The organism is Naasia sp. SYSU D00057 (assembly GCF_017916505.1).
In the GTDB taxonomy this organism is placed as follows: domain Bacteria; phylum Actinomycetota; class Actinomycetes; order Actinomycetales; family Microbacteriaceae; genus Naasia.
In genome coordinates this window covers 307702-328012 of sequence record NZ_JAFMSZ010000002.1, presented here as the reverse complement: position 1 = coordinate 328012, position 20311 = coordinate 307702, and the positions used below count along the sequence as shown (strand labels likewise).

Annotated in this window: 22 protein-coding genes and 1 tRNA gene; 7 read left to right on the top strand and 16 right to left on the bottom strand. The window is 71.0% G+C overall.

Annotated features, from left to right (window positions below):
- From J3P36_RS08855 to J3P36_RS08820, 8 genes are all read right to left on the bottom strand, one after another.
- A complete protein-coding gene (locus tag J3P36_RS08855) occupies positions 1–1269 on the bottom strand; it encodes an endo-1,4-beta-xylanase (RefSeq protein WP_210507241.1) in 1269 nt (422 codons plus the stop codon).
- 156 nt (positions 1270–1425) lie between these two features.
- Positions 1426–1920 (bottom strand): bifunctional nuclease family protein, encoded by a 495-nt coding sequence (locus J3P36_RS08850; RefSeq protein WP_210507240.1) that lies wholly within the window; start codon positions 1918–1920, stop codon positions 1426–1428.
- A 121-nt stretch (positions 1921–2041) separates the two neighbouring features.
- Entirely contained in the window at positions 2042–2209 is a 168-nt protein-coding gene (locus J3P36_RS08845; RefSeq protein WP_210507239.1) for a methionine/alanine import family NSS transporter small subunit, read from the bottom strand.
- The gene (locus tag J3P36_RS08840; protein WP_210507238.1) at positions 2206–3795 is read right to left on the bottom strand and encodes a sodium-dependent transporter; all 1590 of its coding nucleotides are present in this window, start codon (positions 3793–3795) and stop codon (positions 2206–2208) included. The genes J3P36_RS08845 and J3P36_RS08840 overlap by 4 nt, the downstream gene beginning before the upstream one ends.
- A gap of 202 nt (positions 3796–3997) precedes the next feature.
- Positions 3998–4789, bottom strand: coding sequence for an SRPBCC family protein (locus tag J3P36_RS08835; RefSeq protein WP_210507237.1), 792 nt, complete (start codon positions 4787–4789; stop codon positions 3998–4000).
- 187 nt (positions 4790–4976) lie between these two features.
- Positions 4977–5052, bottom strand: a tRNA-Lys gene (locus J3P36_RS08830).
- Positions 5053–5201: 149 nt separating this feature from the next.
- A complete protein-coding gene (locus J3P36_RS08825; RefSeq protein ID WP_210507235.1) occupies positions 5202–5363 on the bottom strand; it encodes a hypothetical protein in 162 nt (53 codons plus the stop codon).
- Positions 5364–5391: 28 nt separating this feature from the next.
- Positions 5392–5559 (bottom strand): hypothetical protein, encoded by a 168-nt coding sequence (locus J3P36_RS08820; RefSeq protein ID WP_210507233.1) that lies wholly within the window; start codon positions 5557–5559, stop codon positions 5392–5394.
- Between the two features lie 175 nt (positions 5560–5734).
- Here J3P36_RS08820 and J3P36_RS08815 point away from each other — a divergent pair, with 175 nt between their 5' ends.
- The 3 genes from J3P36_RS08815 (at position 5735) to J3P36_RS08805 (ending at position 7918) form a co-directional block, all read left to right on the top strand.
- Positions 5735–6364 (top strand): DNA-directed RNA polymerase subunit beta, encoded by a 630-nt coding sequence (locus J3P36_RS08815; RefSeq protein WP_210507231.1) that lies wholly within the window; start codon positions 5735–5737, stop codon positions 6362–6364.
- Positions 6365–6518: 154 nt separating this feature from the next.
- Positions 6519–7103, top strand: a complete 585-nt coding sequence (sigK, locus tag J3P36_RS08810) for an ECF RNA polymerase sigma factor SigK (protein WP_307807012.1) — start codon at positions 6519–6521, stop codon at positions 7101–7103.
- Positions 7100–7918: an anti-sigma factor gene (locus J3P36_RS08805; RefSeq protein ID WP_210507227.1), complete on the top strand. Its 819-nt coding sequence runs from the start codon at positions 7100–7102 to the stop codon at positions 7916–7918. The genes sigK and J3P36_RS08805 overlap by 4 nt, the downstream gene beginning before the upstream one ends.
- A 68-nt stretch (positions 7919–7986) precedes the next feature.
- On the opposite strand, the gene pstB is transcribed toward J3P36_RS08805, so the two are convergent.
- The 7 genes from pstB to J3P36_RS08770 all read right to left on the bottom strand — a co-directional run bounded on the left by pstB (position 7987) and on the right by J3P36_RS08770 (position 16120).
- On the bottom strand, positions 7987–8766 hold the full coding sequence (gene pstB / locus J3P36_RS08800) for a phosphate ABC transporter ATP-binding protein PstB (RefSeq protein WP_210507225.1): 780 nt from the start codon (positions 8764–8766) through the stop codon (positions 7987–7989).
- 19 nt (positions 8767–8785) lie between these two features.
- Positions 8786–9859 carry a phosphate ABC transporter permease PstA gene (gene pstA, locus J3P36_RS08795; RefSeq protein ID WP_210507224.1) on the bottom strand — a complete coding sequence of 358 codons (1074 nt, stop codon included), beginning with the start codon at positions 9857–9859 and terminating at the stop codon, positions 8786–8788.
- On the bottom strand, positions 9859–10800 hold the full coding sequence (gene pstC, locus J3P36_RS08790) for a phosphate ABC transporter permease subunit PstC (protein ID WP_210507223.1): 942 nt from the start codon (positions 10798–10800) through the stop codon (positions 9859–9861). Before pstC ends, pstA begins: the two co-directional genes overlap by 1 nt.
- A 131-nt stretch (positions 10801–10931) precedes the next feature.
- A complete protein-coding gene (locus J3P36_RS08785; protein WP_210507222.1) occupies positions 10932–12035 on the bottom strand; it encodes a phosphate ABC transporter substrate-binding protein PstS in 1104 nt (367 codons plus the stop codon).
- A gap of 189 nt (positions 12036–12224) precedes the next feature.
- Positions 12225–13184: an NUDIX hydrolase gene (locus J3P36_RS16580; RefSeq protein WP_210507221.1), complete on the bottom strand. Its 960-nt coding sequence runs from the start codon at positions 13182–13184 to the stop codon at positions 12225–12227.
- Positions 13181–15349 carry an RNA degradosome polyphosphate kinase gene (locus tag J3P36_RS08775; protein ID WP_210507220.1) on the bottom strand — a complete coding sequence of 723 codons (2169 nt, stop codon included), beginning with the start codon at positions 15347–15349 and terminating at the stop codon, positions 13181–13183. The genes J3P36_RS16580 and J3P36_RS08775 overlap by 4 nt, the downstream gene beginning before the upstream one ends.
- Before the next feature lie 75 nt (positions 15350–15424).
- Positions 15425–16120: a winged helix-turn-helix domain-containing protein gene (locus J3P36_RS08770; protein ID WP_210507219.1), complete on the bottom strand. Its 696-nt coding sequence runs from the start codon at positions 16118–16120 to the stop codon at positions 15425–15427.
- Positions 16121–16204: 84 nt separating this feature from the next.
- On the opposite strand from J3P36_RS08770, the gene J3P36_RS08765 reads away from it, so the two are divergent.
- The 4 genes from J3P36_RS08765 (at position 16205) to J3P36_RS08750 (ending at position 19461) form a co-directional block, all read left to right on the top strand.
- A complete protein-coding gene (locus tag J3P36_RS08765; RefSeq protein WP_210507218.1) occupies positions 16205–16462 on the top strand; it encodes a hypothetical protein in 258 nt (85 codons plus the stop codon).
- A gap of 197 nt (positions 16463–16659) precedes the next feature.
- Positions 16660–17277 carry an FABP family protein gene (locus J3P36_RS08760; protein ID WP_210507216.1) on the top strand — a complete coding sequence of 206 codons (618 nt, stop codon included), beginning with the start codon at positions 16660–16662 and terminating at the stop codon, positions 17275–17277.
- Positions 17267–18361 (top strand): folate-binding protein YgfZ, encoded by a 1095-nt coding sequence (locus J3P36_RS08755; protein ID WP_210507214.1) that lies wholly within the window; start codon positions 17267–17269, stop codon positions 18359–18361. The genes J3P36_RS08760 and J3P36_RS08755 overlap by 11 nt, the downstream gene beginning before the upstream one ends.
- Positions 18362–18429: 68 nt before the next feature.
- Entirely contained in the window at positions 18430–19461 is a 1032-nt protein-coding gene (locus J3P36_RS08750) for an FUSC family protein (RefSeq protein ID WP_307807011.1), read from the top strand.
- Between the two features lie 42 nt (positions 19462–19503).
- Here the strand turns inward: J3P36_RS08750 and J3P36_RS08745 are convergent, their stop codons facing one another.
- Positions 19504–20292, bottom strand: coding sequence for a trans-aconitate 2-methyltransferase (locus J3P36_RS08745; RefSeq protein WP_210507212.1), 789 nt, complete (start codon positions 20290–20292; stop codon positions 19504–19506).
- Positions 20293–20311: the final 19 nt, after the last annotated feature.

Below are 20311 nucleotides of genomic sequence, written 5' to 3'. Positions count from 1 at the left end.
CTATCGGCCGGCGCCCAGGCGTGCCTCGGCGGTCGTCTCCCCGGCGGTCGTCAGCGTGAACGCCGCCGTGTCGCCGCCTGCGATCACCGCGTAGTCGCCGAGGAAGCCGCTCACCGGCACGCGGCCATCCGCGTCGGTGCGCAGCGGAGTGGGCGCGAGCCACCACTCGCCCTTGATGAGGTCGCGCATCGCGCCGAACGACGGCTTCAGGCTGCCGTCGCCGCGGACGAGACCGACCGGGGCGCCGAGCCAGGAGCCGTTGTCGGTGATGCCCCAGTAGTTGATCGCCTGGATCGACGGGTGCGAGACGAGCGAGCGGTAGTGCCGCACGAGCTCGTCCGCCTGCCGCTCCTCGCCCTCGGGCGTCGACGGCCACTCGGGGATCCGGTAGTCGTTCAGGTCCTCGATCTCCGCCGGCATGATGTGTCCGGAGAGGATCGTCGACTCGGTCATGTGCAGGGGGAGGCCGTACCGCGCGAAGCGGTCGACCATGGCGAGCATCTTCTCCTCGCCCCAGTAGCCCTGGTGCATGTGGGTCTGCAGGCCGATCGCGTCGATCTGGATGCCGGCCTCGAGCACGCCCTCGATGAGGCACTCGTAGGCGGACGACAGGTCGAAGTCGTTGATGAGCAGCGTGACGTCGGGGTTCGCCGCGCGGGCCTCCTCGAACGCCATGCGGATCATGTGCAGGCGGCCGCGGTCGTAGGCGAGCTTCGTGATGCCGTTGTCGCCGTTCGTGAAGACCGGCATGATGACGGACTCGTTGATCGCGTCCCAGATGTCGATGAGGCCCGCGAAGTCGCTCACGTCGCGCTGGATGCGGGCGCGCTGCGCCTGCTCGATCTCGTCGAGGGGCAGGTCGAGCAGCCAGGGCGCGGTCACGGTGTGCCAGACGAGTGGGTGGCCCTTCACGGTCACGCCGCGGTCGGCGAACCACTGCGCGGTCTTGCGGAGGCGCTCGGTGTCCGGCTTGCCGCGCTGCGGCTCGAAGCGGCCCCAGTAGAACGGCAGCGTCGCGGTGTTGAAGAGCTCGAGCCACAGGCCCGACAGGTGCTCGAGCTGGTCGAGCGCGGCACCGCCGAAGGTCTCGACCTCCTCGGCCACCGCGTCGGCGTCGGTCTCGCCGTTGGCGAGGGGGATGAAGTCGAAGCCGATGTTGCCGAACGCGAAGGCGTGCCGGGTCTGCTCAACCGTGACCTCCGTGTCGGCGAGCGGGCGACCGTCGGGGCCGAGGACGGTGACGGTGGCGTCCGCGATGCGGTGCCTCATGCTCGGATCGGTCGGGGGAACGGGGGCAGTCAAAGGTATCTCCTCCTCGAGGTACGGAACACGGGGGTGCGCGCGAGCGCGGCCCCTCCTCGGGAGTGTAATCGGAACGAAAGTCCCTACCGCGACATGGAAATGTTTCGTTCGGGAGAGGGCCCCTCAGCCCTGGAAGTCCTCCGGGTCGACCTCGTCGAGGAAGCGCTTGAACTCGGCGAGCTTCGCCTCCTCGCTCGGACCCTCGTCGACCTCCTCGATGATGCCGGCCTCGTCGAGCACGGCGTCCGCGACCCAGATGGGGGCGTCGACGCGCGCGGCCAGCGCGATCGCATCCGAGGGCCGGGCGTCGAGGAGGCGTCGGCCCTCGCGCGTGCGCAGCGTGATCTCGGCGTAGAAGGTTCCGTCCTCGATTTTCGTCACCTCGACCCGCTCGACGGTCGCGCCGACCGTCTCGAGCAGGCTCTTCATCAGGTCGTGCGCGAGGGGCCGCGGCGCCTCGGCTCCCTCGACCGCGATGACGATCGAGGTGGCCTCCTGCGGCCCGATCCAGATGGGCAGGATCCTGCCCGGACCGGGCTCCTCGTCGAGCGGCTTCAGCAGGATGAGGTGCTGGGCGCCCGAATCGAGAGCGACTCCGACGACGCGGACCTGGACCATGATGACGCTCCCCACGGACGAGTTGCGGTGGTGCTCGAATGGTAGGGCGTCCGGGTGGACGTGCGCCCGGGAATTGCGTCCGGCGGACGCCGGTGCGAGCCCCCCCCGGCGCGGAGAGGGGTCAGGTGTCCCGGATGGCCGGCGCGTCGTCCTCCCGGTGGTCGTCGATGCCGCCCGTCGGGTAGTCCTCGAGTTCCGGCCGGCGCGTGAGGTAGACCGCGCTCGCGGCGAGTCCGCCCCAGATCACGAGGATCGCGACGATGAGGAACGTGATCGCGAGAGGCGTCATCGCCGTCCTCCCTGAAGCGGTGTCCGTGACGAGGAGGTGGACCGCGCCGAGTACGGCGGCCATGCGGTGAAGGGCTCCCGGTTCGCCCGCCACGGCAGCACGGTGAGCACCGCCGCGGCGACGACGATCAGGCCGATCGTGCCCCAGCCGAACACGCCCAGGTAGGAGGTCGGGTAGCCGGCGTACCCCTCGACGAGGAGGGTGATGATGCGCGACAGGAGCATGTAGCCGAGCAGCACCGGCACGAGTCCGCCGACGAGGACGATCCACACGCGCCCCACCCGGAAGGTGGAGACCGTGTTGAGGTGGTGTTGGAGCTCCGGGCCCTTCCGCAGCACCCAGATCACGAGGATCGTCGTGAGCACCGCGGACCCGACGATGCCGACGTTGTTCGCCCAGTTGTCGACCACGTCGAGGGCGAGCAGCCCCGTGGTGGTCGAGAAGAGCAGCACCGAGAGGATCGCCGCCGTGCCCCCGATGCCCAGCGTCGCCTGCCAGCGGCTGAGACCGAACTTCTCCTGGACCCCCGCCGAGACGACCTGCAGCACGGAGATGAGCGAGGTGAACCCGGCGAGCGTGAGGGATCCGAAGAACAGGGCGCCGAACAAGGGGCCGCCCGGCATCTGCGACACGATCGCGGGGAACGTGACGAACGACAGGCCGACGCCGGTGAGGCCCTCGAGCTCGCCGACGGCCACGCCCTGCTGGACGGCGAAGAAGCCGAGGGTCGCGAACACGCCGATGCCGGCGAGGATCTCGAACGACGAGTTCGCGAACGCGACGACGAGGCCGGGAGCCGTCAGGTTGGCCCGCCGTCGCCGGTAGGAGGCGTAGGTGATCATGATGCCGAAAGCGATCGACAGTGAGAAGAAGATCTGGCTGTAGGCCGCGATCCACACGTTCGGGTCCGCCAGCGCCGCGAAGTCGGGCGTGAACAGCGCGTTCAGTCCGACATCCGCCCCCTCGAGGAAGAGGGCGCGGACGACGAGCACCAGGAAGCCGACCACGAGGAGCGGCAGGAAGATCACGTTCGCCCGCTCGAGTCCCTTCGCCACGCCCGCGCCGAGGACCAGGAGCGTCGCGATCCAGACGAGTGCGAGCGGGATCAGCACTCCGGGCACGAACTGGAGGCTGACGCCCGGGTCGCTCACCTGCAGGTAATCGCCCTGCAGGAAGCCCGCCGGGTCGTCCCCCCAGCGGAGGTCGAACGAGAAGATGAAGTAGCTGAGGGCCCATGCGATGACGGCGGTGTAGTACAGCGAGATCACGAACGCGATCGCGACCTGGAACCACCCGAGCGCCTCGAGCGGCCGGCCGCCGAGCCGGCGCAGGCTCAGCGGCGCCGAGCCCCGGAAGCGGTGCCCGATGGCGTAGTCGAGGAACAGGATGGGGATCCCCGCCGAGAGCAGCGCCACGATGTACGGGATGAGGAAAGCCCCGCCGCCGTTCTCGTAGGCGACCCCCGGGAACCGCCAGATGTTGCCGAGCCCGACCGCGGACCCGATCGCCGAGAGGATGAACCCGACCTGGCCGCTCCACTGCTCGCGCGCGGGGGCTGCGGCGGGAGCGCCTTCGTGTGTCGCCATCCGGACTCCTTCGACACCGCTGCGTGTGGAGGTGCGGCCAACGTACCAGGCCCCGCGTCGCCCCTGAATGCGGTGACGGACTGGGGCGCGAATCGGCGCGTGCTCGCGTGTGCCGCGCGCACATGCCGACGAAGGCCCCCCAACGGCGTGAGGGGCCTTCGTCTGTCGTGGCGCTGTCGAGTGGCCGAGGAGGCCGCCTCTCCTAGCGGTCGGGGCTCTCGCCCCGGATCGTGGGGTCGACCGTCGGGTCGGTCACGTCGGTCATGACCGGGGCGTCGGTCGTGCCCGTCGTGCCGGTTGTGCCGGTCGTGCCGGTCGTGGCGTAGTCGTCGGCCGCCGGGACCGTCTCGACGGGGGTGACCGTCTCCACGTCGGCGTCGACGACCTCGAGGTCGGGCGTGTCCTTCTTCTTGGTCGCCGCTGCGACGCCGACCGCCGCCGCGGCGGCCGCCACACCCGCGGCGACGACCTTGCCCGAGACGCCGGCCTTGCCGGAGTCGCCGCGCGAGGCGTCCGCATCCTCGATCCCCGGCGTGCCGGGGACGTCCGTGACGGTTCCCCGCCACGCTCCGGAGGCATAGCCTTCGGCCTCGATCAGCGCCTTGAACCGCTCGAGGTCGTGCTCGGTCTGACGCTCGACGACGTTGAGCTTGTCGCCGACCTTCTCGACGAGGCCCTCGGGCTCGTACTCGAGCGTGAGCTGAACGGAGGTCTGACCTCCGCCGAGGTCCTCGAAGCGGACCTCCCCGGCGTTGGTCGCACCCTCGGTCGCGGCCCAGGAGACCTTCTTGTCGGGGATCTGCTCGAGGATCTTCGCCTCCCACTGGCGCCGGACCCCGGCGATCTCGGCGACCCACTCGAGGCGGTCGTCGCTCAGCTGCGTGACCTTCTTGATGCCGTTCATGAAGTGCGGGAAGTCCTCGAACTGCGTCCACTGGTTGTAGGCAACGCTGACTGGGACGTTCACGAGGATCCTGTGTTCGACCTTCGTCATGGCTCTCCTTCGCATCGACGGAATCGGCGGGCGTGATGCCGCCCGCTTACGGACGCTACGCCGCGCGCAAGGGCCGTGTCAGGGCCTTGCGCCCGCCGCGGATGCCCCCCGAGAATCGCGCCCGGCGCCTGCGCGGGGCCGACGGCACGTGCAGAAGGGGAGTCGGGGCGCGGCCGCCGATGCGGTGTGGTGGGCCCCGTGGGGCTCGAACCCACGACCCGCGGATTAAAAGTCCGCTGCTCTACCGACTGAGCTAGAGGCCCGCGCACCAATCTAACGCCGCATACGCCCCGCCGAGCGCGGTGCGGTGTCCGCCGAGTGCGCCCCGGGGCGCCGAGTGCGCATGGTGCACCGGGGGCACTCGGTGTTCAGAGGTGCACTCGACGCGACAGGCGCTCAGCGCCGACGCGCCTCAGACGCGGCGACCGGTGATGACGCGCAGCAGGAACGCGATCGCGGAGAGGATCAGCAGGACGAGGCCGACCCAGAGGAGGAACTGGAGGGTCTCCACCACACCGCCGACGATCAGCAGGATGATCGCGATCACCGCGAGCACGACGAGCAGGATGGACATGGGAGTTGCTCCCTCCGCGAGGGCCTGGTCAGAATCGGCGGGACTGGCCTCGGATGAACCGCATGAGCGCACCGAAGACCAGAGTGACCGCGATCAGGATGAGCGCGGTCCAGAGGAGCCACTGGATCGCGTCGATCGCCAGCCCGATGATCGCGAGGATCACCCAGATGACGAGGAGCGCGACGAGCAGCCACATGCTGCACAGCGTACCCTCGCGCCCCCGCCCGGGAGCGGACGAGTGCCGCGCACCTCGCTCGGATCGTGAGGACGACTCGCGACGTCTACGGGGTATGGAGATCCGCACGACCCGCGGCACCCGCCCCGCCCCACCGGAGCCGGACCCTCAGCGGCCCCGGCGTAGTGTGTCGCGGGTGACGGAGAGGTTCTCTAAGCCGGTCAAGTTCGCCGGCTACCAGTTCGAAGGATTCCAGGGCGGGGAGGACCCGGCCACGGTCAGCCGACTCGCCCACGAGACGGCGGCCGCCCTCGTCGCGCGGGTCCGTGCCGAGCGCGACCCGGAGGTCGTCGAGCGCCTCGTCACCTTCACGGACGAGCACGGCATCGACGCGATCGCCGAGCTGTGGTCGCGCGCCACCGCGCACAGCCTGCCGGGCGCGCTCTGGCGCATCTATCTCCTGCGCGCCATGATCCGCAGCGACGCCGCCGGCATCGCCCTCTACTACCAGCGCGGCATCGCGGTGGCACGCACCATCGACCCGGTGATCGCCGGTGCCCCCGATCCGGCGGGACCGGACGAGGTGCTCGCGCTCGCCGACGAGATCCTGCGCGGCATCTTCACCGGCGACCTCGCCATCGCACTCGAGCGCGCGGCGGCCTTCGCGCGGGTTGAGGCGGCGGGCTGCGCGAGCCTCGCCGACGACGCCGATGCCGCCGAACCCGGCCGCGCCACCGACCTCACCACCCGGGCCTCCCGCCTCAGCACCATCGCGGCCGACCTGAGTGCCTCATCAAAGCTCTGGCGGAGCGGGGGGTTAGACTGACTCGGCCGGACCGCAGTAACCCCGGGCTCCAAAATTCGCCGCTTCGAGCGGCTCCGCGCCGAGAGGCGTTAACTGCGGTTCGGTCCTTCTCGTGATCGTCGGCCGCAGCGGCGCGGATGACGAGACGTCCTCAGGGATGCGCCATGCTGGGAACGTGCAGGACGACTCGGCTCGCGGCAGCTCGACTCCGATCGGCGTCGCCGTCGAGGATCTCCTCGGCCGCATCGCCCGCGGCGATCGGACCGCGTTCGCGGACCTGTACGACGCCACCGCCTCCCGCGTCCTGGGGCTCATCCGCCGCGTCCTCGTCGATCCGGCACAGTCCGAGGAGGTCGCGCAGGAGGTCTTCCTCGAGGTGTGGCAATCCGCGGGGCGGTATGAACCGAATAGAGGGTCAGCGACGACGTGGATCCTCACGATGGCCCACCGCCGCGCGGTGGACCGCATCCGTTCCTCACAGGCGGGTCGGGACCGGGACCTCCGCGTCGGCGTCCGGGACTTCACCGCGGCCATCGACGACGTCGCCGAGCAGGCGGAGATCCGCCTGGAGAACGATCGGGTGAGGGTGGCGATGCAGAGACTGACGGAGCTGCAGCGCCAGGCCATCAGCCTCGCGTACTACGAGGGCCTCACCCAGAGCGAGATCGCGGAACGCCTCTCGATCCCGCTCGGCACGGTGAAGACACGATTGAGGGACGGCATGATCCGGCTGAGGGACGAGATGGGAGTGGCGTCATGAGCGACTGCTACGACCGCTCCGTGACCTCCGGCGCCTACGTGCTCGGCGCGCTGAGCCCGGCGGAGGCCGCCGAGTTCGAGGCGGCGCTCGCCGAGTCGGAGGAGCTCCGTGCCGAGGTGACCGGACTCGCCGACACCGCCGCGCTCCTCGGGCTCGCCGCGACGCCCGTGGCGCCGCCTGCGGACCTGAAGCAGAGCCTCCTCGCCGCCCTCGACGCGACGCCGCAGGTGGCCCCGGAGGCCGCCCCGCCTGCTCCCGCACGCCGCACGGCGGCCGATCTCGCGGCCCATCCCGCGGCGGAGGCCGCATCGGCCGCCGCGCCGGCGGGGGAGCGGTCCACCCGACGCGCGCACCTCGCCCCGCGCCGGGCCCGTCGCCGCCGCGCACTCGTCGCTGTGGCCGCGGTGGCCGCCGCCGTCGTGCTGTTCGCGGGTGGCGCGCTGTCCGCCGGGATCCTCCGCGCCGTCTCGGATCAGCGGACCGCCGACCAGTTCGCCGCGCTCAACGCCGCCGCGGACGTCGTGCGCTTCAGCACGCCGCTGCCCGAGGGAGGCAGCGCATCGGTCGTCGCCTCCGAGGAGCTCGGCATGTCCGCCGTCGTCCTCAACGACGCTGCGGACCTGCCGGAGGGGAAGACGTTCCAGCTCTGGTACGTCGGCGAGGACGGGCCGGAGAGCGCCGGCACCGTCGAGCCGGCCGGCTCGAGCGTCTACCGGATGCTCGAGGGCGACTACGACGGCGAGCCGATCGCCATGACGGTCGAGCCGGACGGCGGATCCGCCGCGCCGACCACCGATCCGATGGTCCTGTCCTGAGCGGGTTCTGAGACGACTCCGCTCCCGTCTCCGAGGAGCACGAGGGCGGTGACCGTTCGAGCGACGGATCAGCCGAAGCGACCGGAGACGTAGTCCTCGGTGGCCTTGACGGTCGGCCGCGAGAAGATCAGCGATGTGTCGTCGTACTCGATGAGCTTGCCCGGCTTGCCCGTGCCCGCGATGTTGAAGAACGCCGTCCGGTCGGAGACGCGGCTCGCCTGCTGCATGTTGTGGGTCACGATGACGATCGTGTAGTCCTTCTTGAGCTCCTCGATGAGGTCCTCGATCGCGAGGGTCGAGATGGGGTCGAGCGCCGAGCACGGCTCGTCCATGAGGATCACCTCGGGCTGCACCGCAATGGCCCGCGCGATGCAGAGGCGCTGCTGCTGGCCGCCCGACAGGCCGGAGCCGGGCAGATTGAGCCGGTCCTTCACCTCGTTCCAGAGGTTCGCGCCCCGCAGCGACCGCTCGACGAGGTCGTCGGAGTCGCTCTTGCTCATCCGCCGGTTGTTGAGCTTCACGCCGGCGAGCACGTTGTCGCGGATCGACATGGTGGGGAAGGGGTTCGGCCGCTGGAACACCATCCCGACCTGGCGGCGGACGAGGACGGGGTCGACGCCGGGCGCGTAGAGGTTGTCGCCGTCGATGAGTACCTCACCCTCGACGCGCGCGCCGGGGATCACCTCGTGCATCCGGTTGAGGGTGCGGAGGAACGTCGACTTGCCGCAGCCGGACGGGCCGATGAAGGCGGTGACGGAGCGGGGCTCGATCGAGAGGGTGACGCCCTCCACAGCGAGGAACTTGCTGTAGTAGACGTTGAGGTCATTGACCTGGATGCGCTTGGACACGGGTTCCTTTTCTTGTGGGTCAGCGGCCCGTCTTGGGCGAGAAGAATCGGGCGATCAGACGGGCGATCAGGTTCAGCGCCATCACGATGAGGATGAGGGTGAGCGCGCCCGTCCAGGCGCGGGCGAGGTAGGCGTCACCGTCGGTACCCTGGTTCGCGTACGAGGTGAAGACGAAGACGGGCAGGCTCTGCATCCGCCCGTCGAAGAGGTCGTAGTTCATGCTCTGCGTGAAGCCGGCCACGAGCAGGAGCGGCGCGGTCTCACCGATCACGCGGGCGATCGAGAGCATCACTCCGGTGGTGATGCCGGCCGCCGAGGTGGGCAGCACCACCTTGAGGATCGTGAGCCACTTCGGCACGCCGAGCGCGAACGCGGCCTCGCGGAGCTCGTTCGGCACGAGCTTCAGCATCTCCTCGCAGGCGCGCACGACGACGGGGATCATCAGCACGGAGAGCGCCACCGAGCCGGCGAAGCCCATGCGCACGCCGGGGCCGAAGACGATGGCGAAGACCGCGTACGCGAAGAGGCCCGCGACGATCGAGGGGATGCCCGTCATGACGTCGACGAGGAAGGTGATCCACCGCGCGATCTGACCGCGCCCGTACTCGACGAGGTAGACCGCGGTCAGCAGGCCGATCGGCACCGAGATGAGGGTGGCGACCGCGGTGATCTCGAGCGTGCCGACGATCGCGTGCAGCGCTCCGCCGCCGGCGCCGACGATGTTGCGCTGCGACATCGTGAAGAAGTCGAGGTCGAAGCGCGCGAGCCCGTTGGCGAGGACCGTGCTGACGAGCGACACGAGCGGCAGGAGGGCCACGAGGAATGCGCCGAACACGAGCGCCGTGATCAGCCGGTCCACCGCCTGCCGCCGGCCTTCGACCGAGAGCGAGATCACGTAGATGATGGCGATGTAGAGCACGGTGCCGAAGAACAGGGTGCCGACGAGGCTGAAGTCCTGCAGCGTGCCGCTCATCGCGAAGAGCGCGTACACGCCGGCGACGACGAGCCAGCAGGCCAGCAGGATGGCCCACGGGGCCATCCTCGGCAGACGGCCGGTGGTCAGGGCGTTGCCCGCAGTGGTCGAGACGGCCATCAGTTAGCTCCCGAGAATTCCTTGCGGCGGTTGATCACCCATCGGGCGACCGCGTTCACCGCGAAGGTGACGACGAAGAGGACGAGACCCGTGGCGATGAGCACGTTCACGCCGGTCCCGAACGCCTCGGGGAAGCTGAGCGCGATGTTCGCCGCGATCGTGTTGGGGTTCGTCGACCCGATCACGATGAACGAGATCACCGCGGCGGGGGAGAGGACCATCGCGACGGCCATCGTCTCGCCGAGCGCGCGCCCGAGGCCGAGCATCGCGGCGGAGATGATGCCCGCGCGCCCGAACGGCAGCACGGCCATGCGGATCATCTCCCACCGGGTGGAGCCGAGCGCGAGCGCCGCCTCCTCGTGCAGGCGCGGGGTCTGCAGGAAGACCTCCCGGCAGATCGCGGTCATGATCGGCAGGATCATCACGGCGAGCACGATCGCGGCCGTGAGGATGGTCCGCCCGGTGGCGGACGCCTGACCGGAGAACAGCGGGAACCACGACGCGTTCTCGGCGAGCCACGCGTACGCCGGCCGGACGAGCGGCGCGAGCACCAGCCCGCCCCACAGCCCGAACACGACCGACGGGACCGCGGCGAGCAGGTCGATGATGTAGCCGAGCGTCTGGGCCAGGCGGCGCGGGGCGTAGTGCGAGATGAACAGCGCGATCCCGATGGAGAGCGGGGTGGCCATCAGCAGCGCGAGCGCGGCGGCCCAGAGGGTGCCGAAGGCCAGCGGTGCGACGTACTGCCAGAAGTTCTTCTCGCCGAGGATGACGGTGTCGCCCGCCTGGGCGAGGACTCCGGGGATGCCCTGGGCGATGAGGAAGATCGCGACGGCGGCCAGCAGGATGAGGATGATCGACCCGGCCGCCAGGGCCGAGCCCGAGAAGATGCGGTCGCCGGGACGCTGCTTGGCCCGGATGGGTGCGGCGGCAGTCGCCATGTGCTCGAGGGGCCTTCCGGTAGGGGGATGAAGACTCAGCGAACGGCTCGGACGGGAGGGCCGAGCCCCTCGCTCAGTCTGCCCCACCCCTCGCCGTCCGGCGGAGGGTGGGGCAGTCCGAGTTCGAGGGGTTACTTGATCAGCTCGATCGCCGCCTCGACGTCCGTGCGGAGGTCGGAGGAGATCGGGGCGGAGCCGGCGCTCGAGGCGGACTCGTCCTGACCCTCCTCGCTGGCGAGATAGCTGAAGTAGGCCTTCACGAGCGAGCCCACCTCGGCGTCCTGGTACTCCTGGCAGCCGATGAGGTAGCTGACGAGGACGATCGGGTAGACGCCGGCCTCCTCGCTGGTGCGGTCGATCTCGATGGCGATGTCGCCCTCGGCGCGACCCTCGGCGCGCGGCGACGCGTCGACGATGGCGGAGGCGGCCTCCGGCGAGTAGGAGACGAACTCCTCGCCCACCTTGACCGCGACGGTGCCGAGGTCACCGGCGCGCGACGCGTCGGCGTAGCCGATGGTGCCGTTGCCGCCGCTCACCGCGTCGACGAGGCCCGTCGTGCCCTGGGCGGCCTCGCCGCCCTCGATCGGCCAGACGCCGTCGGCCTCGTAGGTCCACACGTCCGGCGCGACGGCGCCGAGGTACTCGGTGAAGTTCTCGGTGGTGCCCGAGTCGTCCGAGCGGTGGACCGGAGTGATGGCGAGGTCCGGAAGCGTCGTGCCCTCGTTGAGCGCGGCGATCGCGGGGTCGTTCCAGTTGGTGATCGTGCCCGCGAAGATGCCCGCGATGGTGGCGGCATCCATGTTGAGCGAGTCGACGCCCTCGACGTTGAAGATCACGGCGATGGGGGAGATGTAGAGGGGCAGCTCGACGATGTCGGTGTCGGGGGCGCAGGAGGCCCAGCCGCCCTCGGCGAGCTCCTCGTCGTTGAAGGCGCGGTCGGAGCCGGCGAAGTTCACGCCGCCCTCGAGGAACGCCTCACGCCCGGCGCCGGAGCCGCTCGGGTCGTAGGTCACGGTCACGTCCGGGTTCGCGCCCTGGAAGGCGGCGATCCAGGCCTCCTGGGCGGAGCCCTGCGAGGAGGCGCCCGCGCCGACGAGGTCGCCGGAGAGGCTCTCGCCGCCCGTGCGCCCGGAGGCGGCCGGCTCGGCTGCGGTCTCGTTGGCGGCGCAGGAGGTGAGCGCGAGCGCGCCCACGAGAGCGAGGCCGGCGACGCCGGCGTAACGCTTGGAGATCAAAGGGGTTCCCTTCGGGATTCTGAATGCAGGAGTCGAACCGTGCCGACCCGGTAGCCCTTCGGCATGCTCGCGACGGTGCGCTGTGTGGACCGCGCGGGCAGGCGTCGGTGCCGGTTCGTTCAGGACGGTAGGCCTCCCGGATGACGAGAGTCGTGCCTGACGGTTAACGCAGGGTGAACGGTCTTCCGCTCAGACGAGCGGGGCGTGCGACTCCATGGCGACGAGTCCGCTCTCCGGCGCATCGGCGGAGAGGTGGAGCACCGTGAACTCCGCGGTGGTGAGGATGGCGGCGCGGGTGAGCCGGCCGTCCCGCTCGCCGCCCACCTGCCGGACGACGGCGTCGAGGATCTCGGGCAGGACGGGGGAGTGGCTGCACAGCACTGTCGTCTTCCCCTTCGCGATGCGCTTGGCGATGAGCCGATCGAGTGCGCTCCGAGGCGGCTCGCCCATGCCGCCCTCCCACGCGTCCTGGCTGAGCGCGGGCGCCGTGCGGACCTCGACGTCGAGCGTCTTGGCGAGCGGCGCCACGGTGTCGACGCAGCGCTTCGCGGGGCTGCTGATCACGACGCGCGGCTCCCACGACCCGAGCGTGTCGACGATCGCCTGCGCCTGCCGCTTGCCCCGTCCGGACAGGGGACGCGAGGCGTCACCGTGCTCGCCCTCGGGCTCGGCTTTCGCGTGGCGCAGGGCGATGATCGCGAACGTGCGGTGGTGGGAGCGCTCGACGAGGCGCGCGAAGCGCTCGAGGACCTCGACGTCCCGCGGATAGCTGAGCTTCTTCCGGGCCTTCGCGACGGGCACCCAGAAGAGCTCGTCCACCTCGTCGTTGGGCCGGAAGCGGCCCCGGCGCAGCTCGCTGTGCGGCACCTCGGCCGCCCAGTAGCGGACCATCTTGTCCCGGCCGCCGGGAAGGAGGTACTCGGTGGTGCCGAGCGGCGCGCCGAGCGCGACCGCGTAGCCGGTCTCCTCCCGGATCTCCCGGACGGCGGCCACCGGCATGGTCTCGCCCTCGTCGACCTTGCCCTTCGGCAGGCTCACGTCGCCGTGCCGGGGGCGGGAGATGAGCAGCACCTCGACCTCTCCCGAGCGGCCCTCGCGCCAGCACACCGCGCCGGCCGCGAGCACCGCGCCCGCGTCGACCAGACTCACCGGCTGCGTCTCCGCGCGCTCACTTCACGCATCACGGCGTCCTGCATGTCGGAGAGCGGAGCGCCGGTCTTGCCCGTCGAGTGGCGGGTCCAGGCTCCGTCGGAGTCGAGGTGCCAGGATGCGGTCCGCTCCGACATGGCGGTGTCGAAGAGCTTCGTCATCTCGCGCTGGTGCCGGCGGTCGGTGAGCCGCACCAGCACCTCGATGCGGCGGTCGAGGTTGCGGTGCATCATGTCGGCGCTGCCGATCCACACCTCGGGCTCGCCGTCGCCCGCGAACGTGAAGATCCGCGAGTGCTCGAGGTACCGCCCGAGGATGGACCGCACCCGGATGTTCTCGCTCAGCCCGGGCACCCCGGGGCGCAGCGCGCAGATGCCGCGCACCCAGATGTCGACGGGGACGCCCGCGTTGCTCGCGCGGTACAGGGCGTCGATGACCGCCTCGTCGACCATGGAGTTGACCTTGATCTGGATGCGGGCGGGGCGGCCCTTGAGCGCGTTCGCCGTCTCGGTCTCGATGCGCTTGATGAGTCCCTTGCGGAGGTAGCGCGGGGCGACGAGCAGCCGGCTGAACTTCTTCTCGATGGCGTAGCCGGAGAGCTCGTTGAAGAGCCGGGTGACCTCCTTGCCCACCTGGTCGTCGACGGTGAGGAGACCGAAGTCCTCGTAGATGCGGCTCGTCTTCGGGTTGTAGTTGCCCGTGCCGATGTGGGTGTAGTGCCGCAGCTCCCCGTTCTTCTCCTGCCGGATGACGCTCGCGATCTTCGCGTGCGTCTTCAGCCCGACGAGGCCGTAGACGACGTGGACGCCCGCCTTCTCGAGCTTCCGTGCCCAGGAGATGTTGTTCTGCTCGTCGAAGCGCGCCTTGATCTCGACGATCGCGAGCACCTGCTTGCCCGCCTCCGCGGCGGCGATGAGCGCCTCGACGATGGGGCTGTCGCCGGAGGTCCGGTACAGCGTCTGCTTGATGGCGAGCACCTGCGGGTCGGCCGCAGCCTGGTCGAGGAAGGCCTGCACGCTGGTCGCGAAGGATTCGTACGGGTGGTGCACCAGCACGTCCTGCTTGCGGATCGCCGCGAAGATGTCCGGGTCGGCATTCGGCTCGGAGGGGAGCAGCTGCACGGCCGTCGTCGGCAGGTGCGGCGCGTACTTCAGCCCGGGCCGGTCGAGCTTCGTGAGCTCGAACAGGCCGGAAAGGTCGAGCGGGGCGGGCAGGCGGTACACCTCCTGCTCGGTGATGTCGAGCTCTCGGATCAGCAGGTCCAGAGTCACCGGATCCATGTCGTCGCTGATCTCGAGTCGGATCGGGGGGCCGAAGCGGCGGCGGAGCAGCTCCTTCTCGAGCGCCTGGATGAGGCTCTCCGACTCGTCCTCGTCGAGCTCGACGTCCTCGTTGCGGGTGAGGCGGAACTCGTGGTGCTCGAGGATCTCCATGCCGGGGAACAGGTCCTCCAGATGGTTCGAGATGAGGTCCTCGAGCGGGATGTACCGGGTGCGGCCCGACCCGTCGTCGGGCAGCTGGACGAAGCGGGGCAGCATCGAGGGCACCTTCACCCGCGCGAACTCCACCTTCTCCGTCTTCGGGTTGCGCACGCGCACCGAGAGGTTGAGCGAGAGCCCCGAGATGTAGGGGAACGGGTGCCCGGGGTCGACGGCGAGCGGCATCAGCACGGGGAAGATCCGCTGTGAGAACAGCTCGTGCACGCGATCGCGGTCCGCCTCGGCGAGGTCGCTCCACGTCTCCACGTGGATGTCCGCCTCGTCGAGCGCGGGCTTCACAAGGTTGCGGAAGGCGGCCGCGTGCCGGGCCTGCAGCTCGTGCGCGAGGCGGCTGATGTCGGCCAGGACCTCGAGGGGCGCGCGGCCGACGTTCGTCGGCACGGCGATGCCGGTCGCGATGCGGCGCTTGAGGCCCGCGACACGGACCATGAAGAACTCGTCGAGGTTGCTCGCGAAGATGGCGAGGAAGTTGGCGCGCTCGAGAAGCGGCACGTGGGGGTCCTCGGCGAGCTCGAGCACCCGCTGGTTGAACGCCAGCCAGCTGAGCTCGCGGTCCAGGTACCGGTCGAGGGGCAGCGAAGCGTCCTCGGAGGGGGTCGGCTCGTCGTACTCGTCGAGCATGGCCGCCGCGAGGGCGGGATCGCCGAGGACGGTGTCGCTCTCCATCGCATCATTGTGCCCGAGGAGAGCATGCCGGAGGCAACGGGTTCCGCTGGGCTTCCGCCCCCGTTACCCGGTTCGTCAGCCGCGGCCGGCGGGGGAGAGGTTCGGCTCCTCGTCGTCCTCGTACACGTTGAAGCGGTAGCCGACGTTGCGGACGGTGCCGATCAGCGACTCCAGGTCGCCGAGCTTCGCGCGCAGGCGGCGCACGTGGACATCCACCGTGCGGGTGCCGCCGAAGTAGTCGTAGCCCCACACCTCGCTGAGCAGCTGCTCGCGGGTGAAGACCCGGGAGGGGTGAGTCGCGAGGAAGCGGAGGAGCTCGAACTCCTTGAAGGTGAGGTCGAGAGGACGCCCGTGCACCTTCGCGGAGTAGCTCGCCTCGTCGATGACGACTCCGGACGCCTGGATCTTCGACGCCGACTGCTCCTGAGCCATGCGGCCGACGACGAGCCGGACGCGCGCGTCGACCTCGGCAGGGCCGGCGGTCTCGAGGATGACGTCGTTGGCGCCCCAGTCCGCGGACACCGCGGTGAGCCCGCCCTCGGTGAGCACGAGCACGATCGGCACGGTCACGCCGGTGGTCTGCAGGATCTTGCAGAGCGACTTGGCGCTCGCGAGATCCTGCCGGGCGTCGACGAGGATGACGTCGCACGGCGGTGCGCTGATCAGCTGGGCCGGCTCCGCGGGGATCTGGCGGACCTTGTGGCTGAGGAGCCCGAGGGCCGGAAGCACCTCCGTGTCGACGGCAGGCGTCAGGACCAAAAGCTGCGCCACGCACCCTCCCAGTTGCTCGGGAGCCCATAGTAGACCAGCCCCGATCCGGCAACCCGGCCACCCCGGCTGGGGCAGAATCGAACCGTGAGAGGTCATTGGGCTGCGACGGCCGCCATCTGGGTGCTCGCCGCGGTGGGCGCGGTCGCGGTCCTGCTCGCGGTCGAGCCGGATTCCCGGCCCGGAATGTTCGCGCTCGTGCTCGCCGGAGCGGTGGTCCTCACATTCTGCGTGCAGCTCGCGACAGCCGACCGGAGGGGCTTCGTGCTGCGGCTCATGGCCGGCACGCTCGGTGCGCTCGGGATCCTGGTGCTCGCGTCGGTCGTCGCGCTCGTCGTGCCCTGATTCCGTCCCGGAGCGGAGGGTAGACTGAGCGCATGCTGCTGGCGCTCGAACTGTTCTATCTCGGACTTCTGGTGCTCGCGTCGCTCGCCATCGGCTGGGTCTCGGTGGTCGTTCTGTACAGCCTGTTCCGGGGCCAGCGTTAGCACGCACTTTCCCGCGCCGCGCGCATCCTCGAAGACGTGCGGAGGAGGTTCCCGATGATCAACCTGCCGACCGGTCTGCCCTCGGAGCTCGTGCCGCTGTCGTGGCTGATCGGCGTCTGGGAGGGCACCGGCGTCGTCGAGTACGCCATCGGTGAGCGGCAGATCCGGCAGGAGTTCGGCCAGCGCGTCAGCTTCAGCCATGACGGGCTGCCCTACCTCAACTACTCGTCGCACACGTGGATCCCGGAGGGCGGCGACAGCGCCGACCCGCTCGGCGGCACCCCGCTCGTCGCCGAGACGGGCTACTGGCGGCTCGCCCGCGGCTTCCTCGAGGGCGACCCGGGCCCCGGCATGCTGCCGGGCGTCGGCCCGCGTCCGTACTCCACGACCGAGTCGGTGGAGACGCTGCGCAACGACGCCGACGGCTTCGACCTGCAGGTCTCGCTCGTCCACCCGACCGGGGTGAACGAGCTGTACCTGGGCCTCGTCCGCTCGGCTCGCATCGACCTCGCGACCGACGCCGTCATGCGCACCGAGGGAGCCAAGGAGTACGCGGCGGCGACCCGCATCTACGGCCTCGTCGAGGGCGACCTGCTGTGGGCGTGGGACATGGCCGCGCTCGGCCAGGGCCTGCGCAGCCACTCGTCGGGGAGGCTCAGCCGTGTCGACTGAGTCCCCGCTCCTGCGGCTCCCCGGCGCGGTGGCCGGGGAGGGCGGCGTGGCCGCGCACTACGGCAACCCGCTCGCCGAGCAGCGCGAGCTCGTGGCGGGCCGCGCGCTCGCCGAGGTCGCCCGCGGCGTCGTGACCGTCACCGGCCCCGACCGGCTGTCGTGGCTCGACTCCCTGACCAGCCAGCGCCTGCTCGGGCTTCCCGTCGGGGCGTCCGCCGAGTCGCTGCTGCTCGACCCGCACGGCCGCATCGAACACGACCTCCGCGTCGTGGACGACGGCGAGACCGCGTGGCTGCTCGTCGAGCGGACGGAGGCCGCGGCCCTCGCCGCCTTCCTCGACCGGATGCGCTTCCTGCTCCGCGTCGAGGTCGCCGATGCCACCGCCGCGGTCGCGGTGCTCGGCGGATTCGCCGGCTCGGAGGTCCCGGTCGGGGCGCTCGCGCGCTGGGAGGACCCGTGGCGGACCGGAGCCCCGGGTGGCGCCCAGTACGCGATCACCCCGGCGCACCCCTCGGCCGAGTGGACGTGGACGGAGACGATCGTGCGCCGCAAGGATCTCGACACGGTCGCCGATCTCGCCGCCGCCGGCACCCTGCTGCTCGCCGGGGAGCTGGCCGTCGAGGCGCTCCGTGTCGCCGCCTGGCGCCCCCGGCTCGGCGCCGACACCGACGAGCGCTCGATCCCGCACGAGCTCGACTGGCTGCGGAGCGCCGTCCACCTCGCGAAGGGCTGCTACCGCGGCCAGGAGACGGTGGCGAAGGTGCACAACCTGGGCCGACCGCCCCGCCGACTGGTGCTGCTGCACCTCGACGGCTCCGACAACGCGGTGATCGCCGCGGGCGCGCCCGTGCTCGACGCCGCGGGGGCGGAGATCGGCGCGGTCACGTCCCCGGCCGTGCACTACGAGCTGGGGCCGATCGCCCTCGCCGTGGTGAAGCGCAACTCGGACCCGTCCGCGCCGCTCACCGTCGAGGCGGAGGGCATCCGCGTCGCGGCCGCCCAGGAGGTCATCGTGCCGGCGGACGCGGGCGCGACGCTCGACCTCCCGAAGCTCCCGCGCCTGGGCTCCGCCGCCCGCCGCTGAGCGTGCAGCCGCCCGTCCGGCCGTTGGAGCGCCTCCGGAAGGCCGGACGGGCGGGCGTGGCGAGGGTCGTGGAGTCGACACCGGCGGTTCTGCAGCTCGGCGCGGCAGCCACGCTCGCGTACGTCGTCGCGCGCTACGGGCTTGGGCACACGCTGCCGCTGTTCGCCGTGACGGTGACGGTCACGAGCCTTGGCCTGACCCGTGACGCCCGGCCGGTGAGGGTCGCCGAGACCGCCCTCGGCATCGTCCTCGGCATCGCTCTCGCCGACCTCCTCCTGCTCGGCATCGGGCGCGGCTGGTGGCAGCTGTTCCTCGTGCTCGTCGTCACCTTCGCGGCGTCCCGGTTCCTCTCGCCATCGCTCGGCTTCGCCAGTGCGGCGGGCGTGCAGGCGGTGCTGGTCGCGCTCTTCCCCGCCACGGGCGGGGATGAGCTGGGCCGGATGGCGGATGGGGCGGTCGGGGGAGTCGTCGCGCTCGCCGCCACGGCGCTGCTGCCGCGCGACCCACGCCGGCAGGCGCTCGCCGACGCCGGCCGTCTATTCGACGAGTGGGACGCGGCCCTCACCGGGCTCGCGACGGCGCTCCGGCGCGCGGACGTGCCGGCGACGGAGGCATCCCTCGAGCGCCTCCGGGGCACGCAGCCGCTGCTCGACCGGTGGGCCGTCTCCCTCGACTCGGCGCGGGCGGTCGCACGCGTGTCCCCGTTCCTGCGTCGACACCGTGCGGCGCTCGCTCAGCACCAGCGGATGCTCCGCGGCATGGACCTCGCGAGCCGCAGCCTGCGCATCATCGCCCGCCGCTCGCATTACCTGCTCCGCGACGGTCGCCCCCGGCCCGGCCTCGCCGAACTCCTCGACGAGATCGGCGGCGCCGTCCAGCAGCTGCGAACCGCCCTCGACGACCCCGCTCGCTACGACGTCGCCCGGCGTGACCTCCTCGCGGTCGTGCCGCGGCTCGACCCCTATCGACTCTCCGACGACGCGGGCATCAGCGAGGTCATGGTGCTGCTGCTCCTCCGGCCGCTCGCCGTCGATCTGCTGGCTGCTACCGGCATGCCGGAGGACTCCGCTCGAGCTCTGCTGCCCGTTGTCGACGGATAGGCGCGCTCCTGGCGGCGATACCGCGACCGCAGGGACCGGCTGCTAACTCCGGGCGAAGCCGGTCGGCGCGACCTCCGGCCAGGGGACGGTGACCTCGCCGAGGCGGACGCGCTTTGGCGGGGTGCGCACCGTCCAGCCCGCGGCAGCCAGGCGGGCCACGGTCTCCGTCCACCGCTGCACCGGTCCGAACTCCGCGTAGCCGGCGGTGTGGGCCCAGTAGCGGTCGAGGTCGGTGAGCAGCGCGTGGATGCGCTCGCCGGGCACGTTGCGGTGGATGAGCGCCTTCGGCAGCCGCTCGGCGACGATGCCGGGCTGCTCGAGCTCGGCGAGCCGCAGGGAGATGGTCAGCGTCTCCGGTCCGGCGGCCGTCACGCCGACCCAGCTCGCGATGCGCCCCACCTCGTTGCTGGTCCCGTCGACGAGGAGGCCGCCGGGGGCGAGCCGGGACGCCATCCGCCGCCACACCTCGGCGACCTCGCCCTCGTCGTACTGCCGGAGCACGTTCATCGCCCTCACCACGTCGGGTGCGCGCCCACCGGGCACGGGCAGCTCGAAGCCGCCGAGCACGAACTCGAGGCCGGGGCGGGAGTGCGGCACGGCGACGGCGACGCGGGCCGGGTCGATCTCGATGCCGACGACGCGGGTGTCGGGGCGCACCTTGCGCAGCCGGTCGAGCAGCTCGGCGGCGGTCCAGTGCGCGGCGCCGTAGCCGAGGTCGACGACCAGAGGCGCCTCCGTGCGGAGGAAGGCGGGGGAGGCGGCGATCCAGCGGTCGACGCGGCGGAGCCGGTTGGTGCCGGTCGTGCCCCTCGTGATCCGGCCCTCCGGCATGACTAATAAAGTAGGGGAC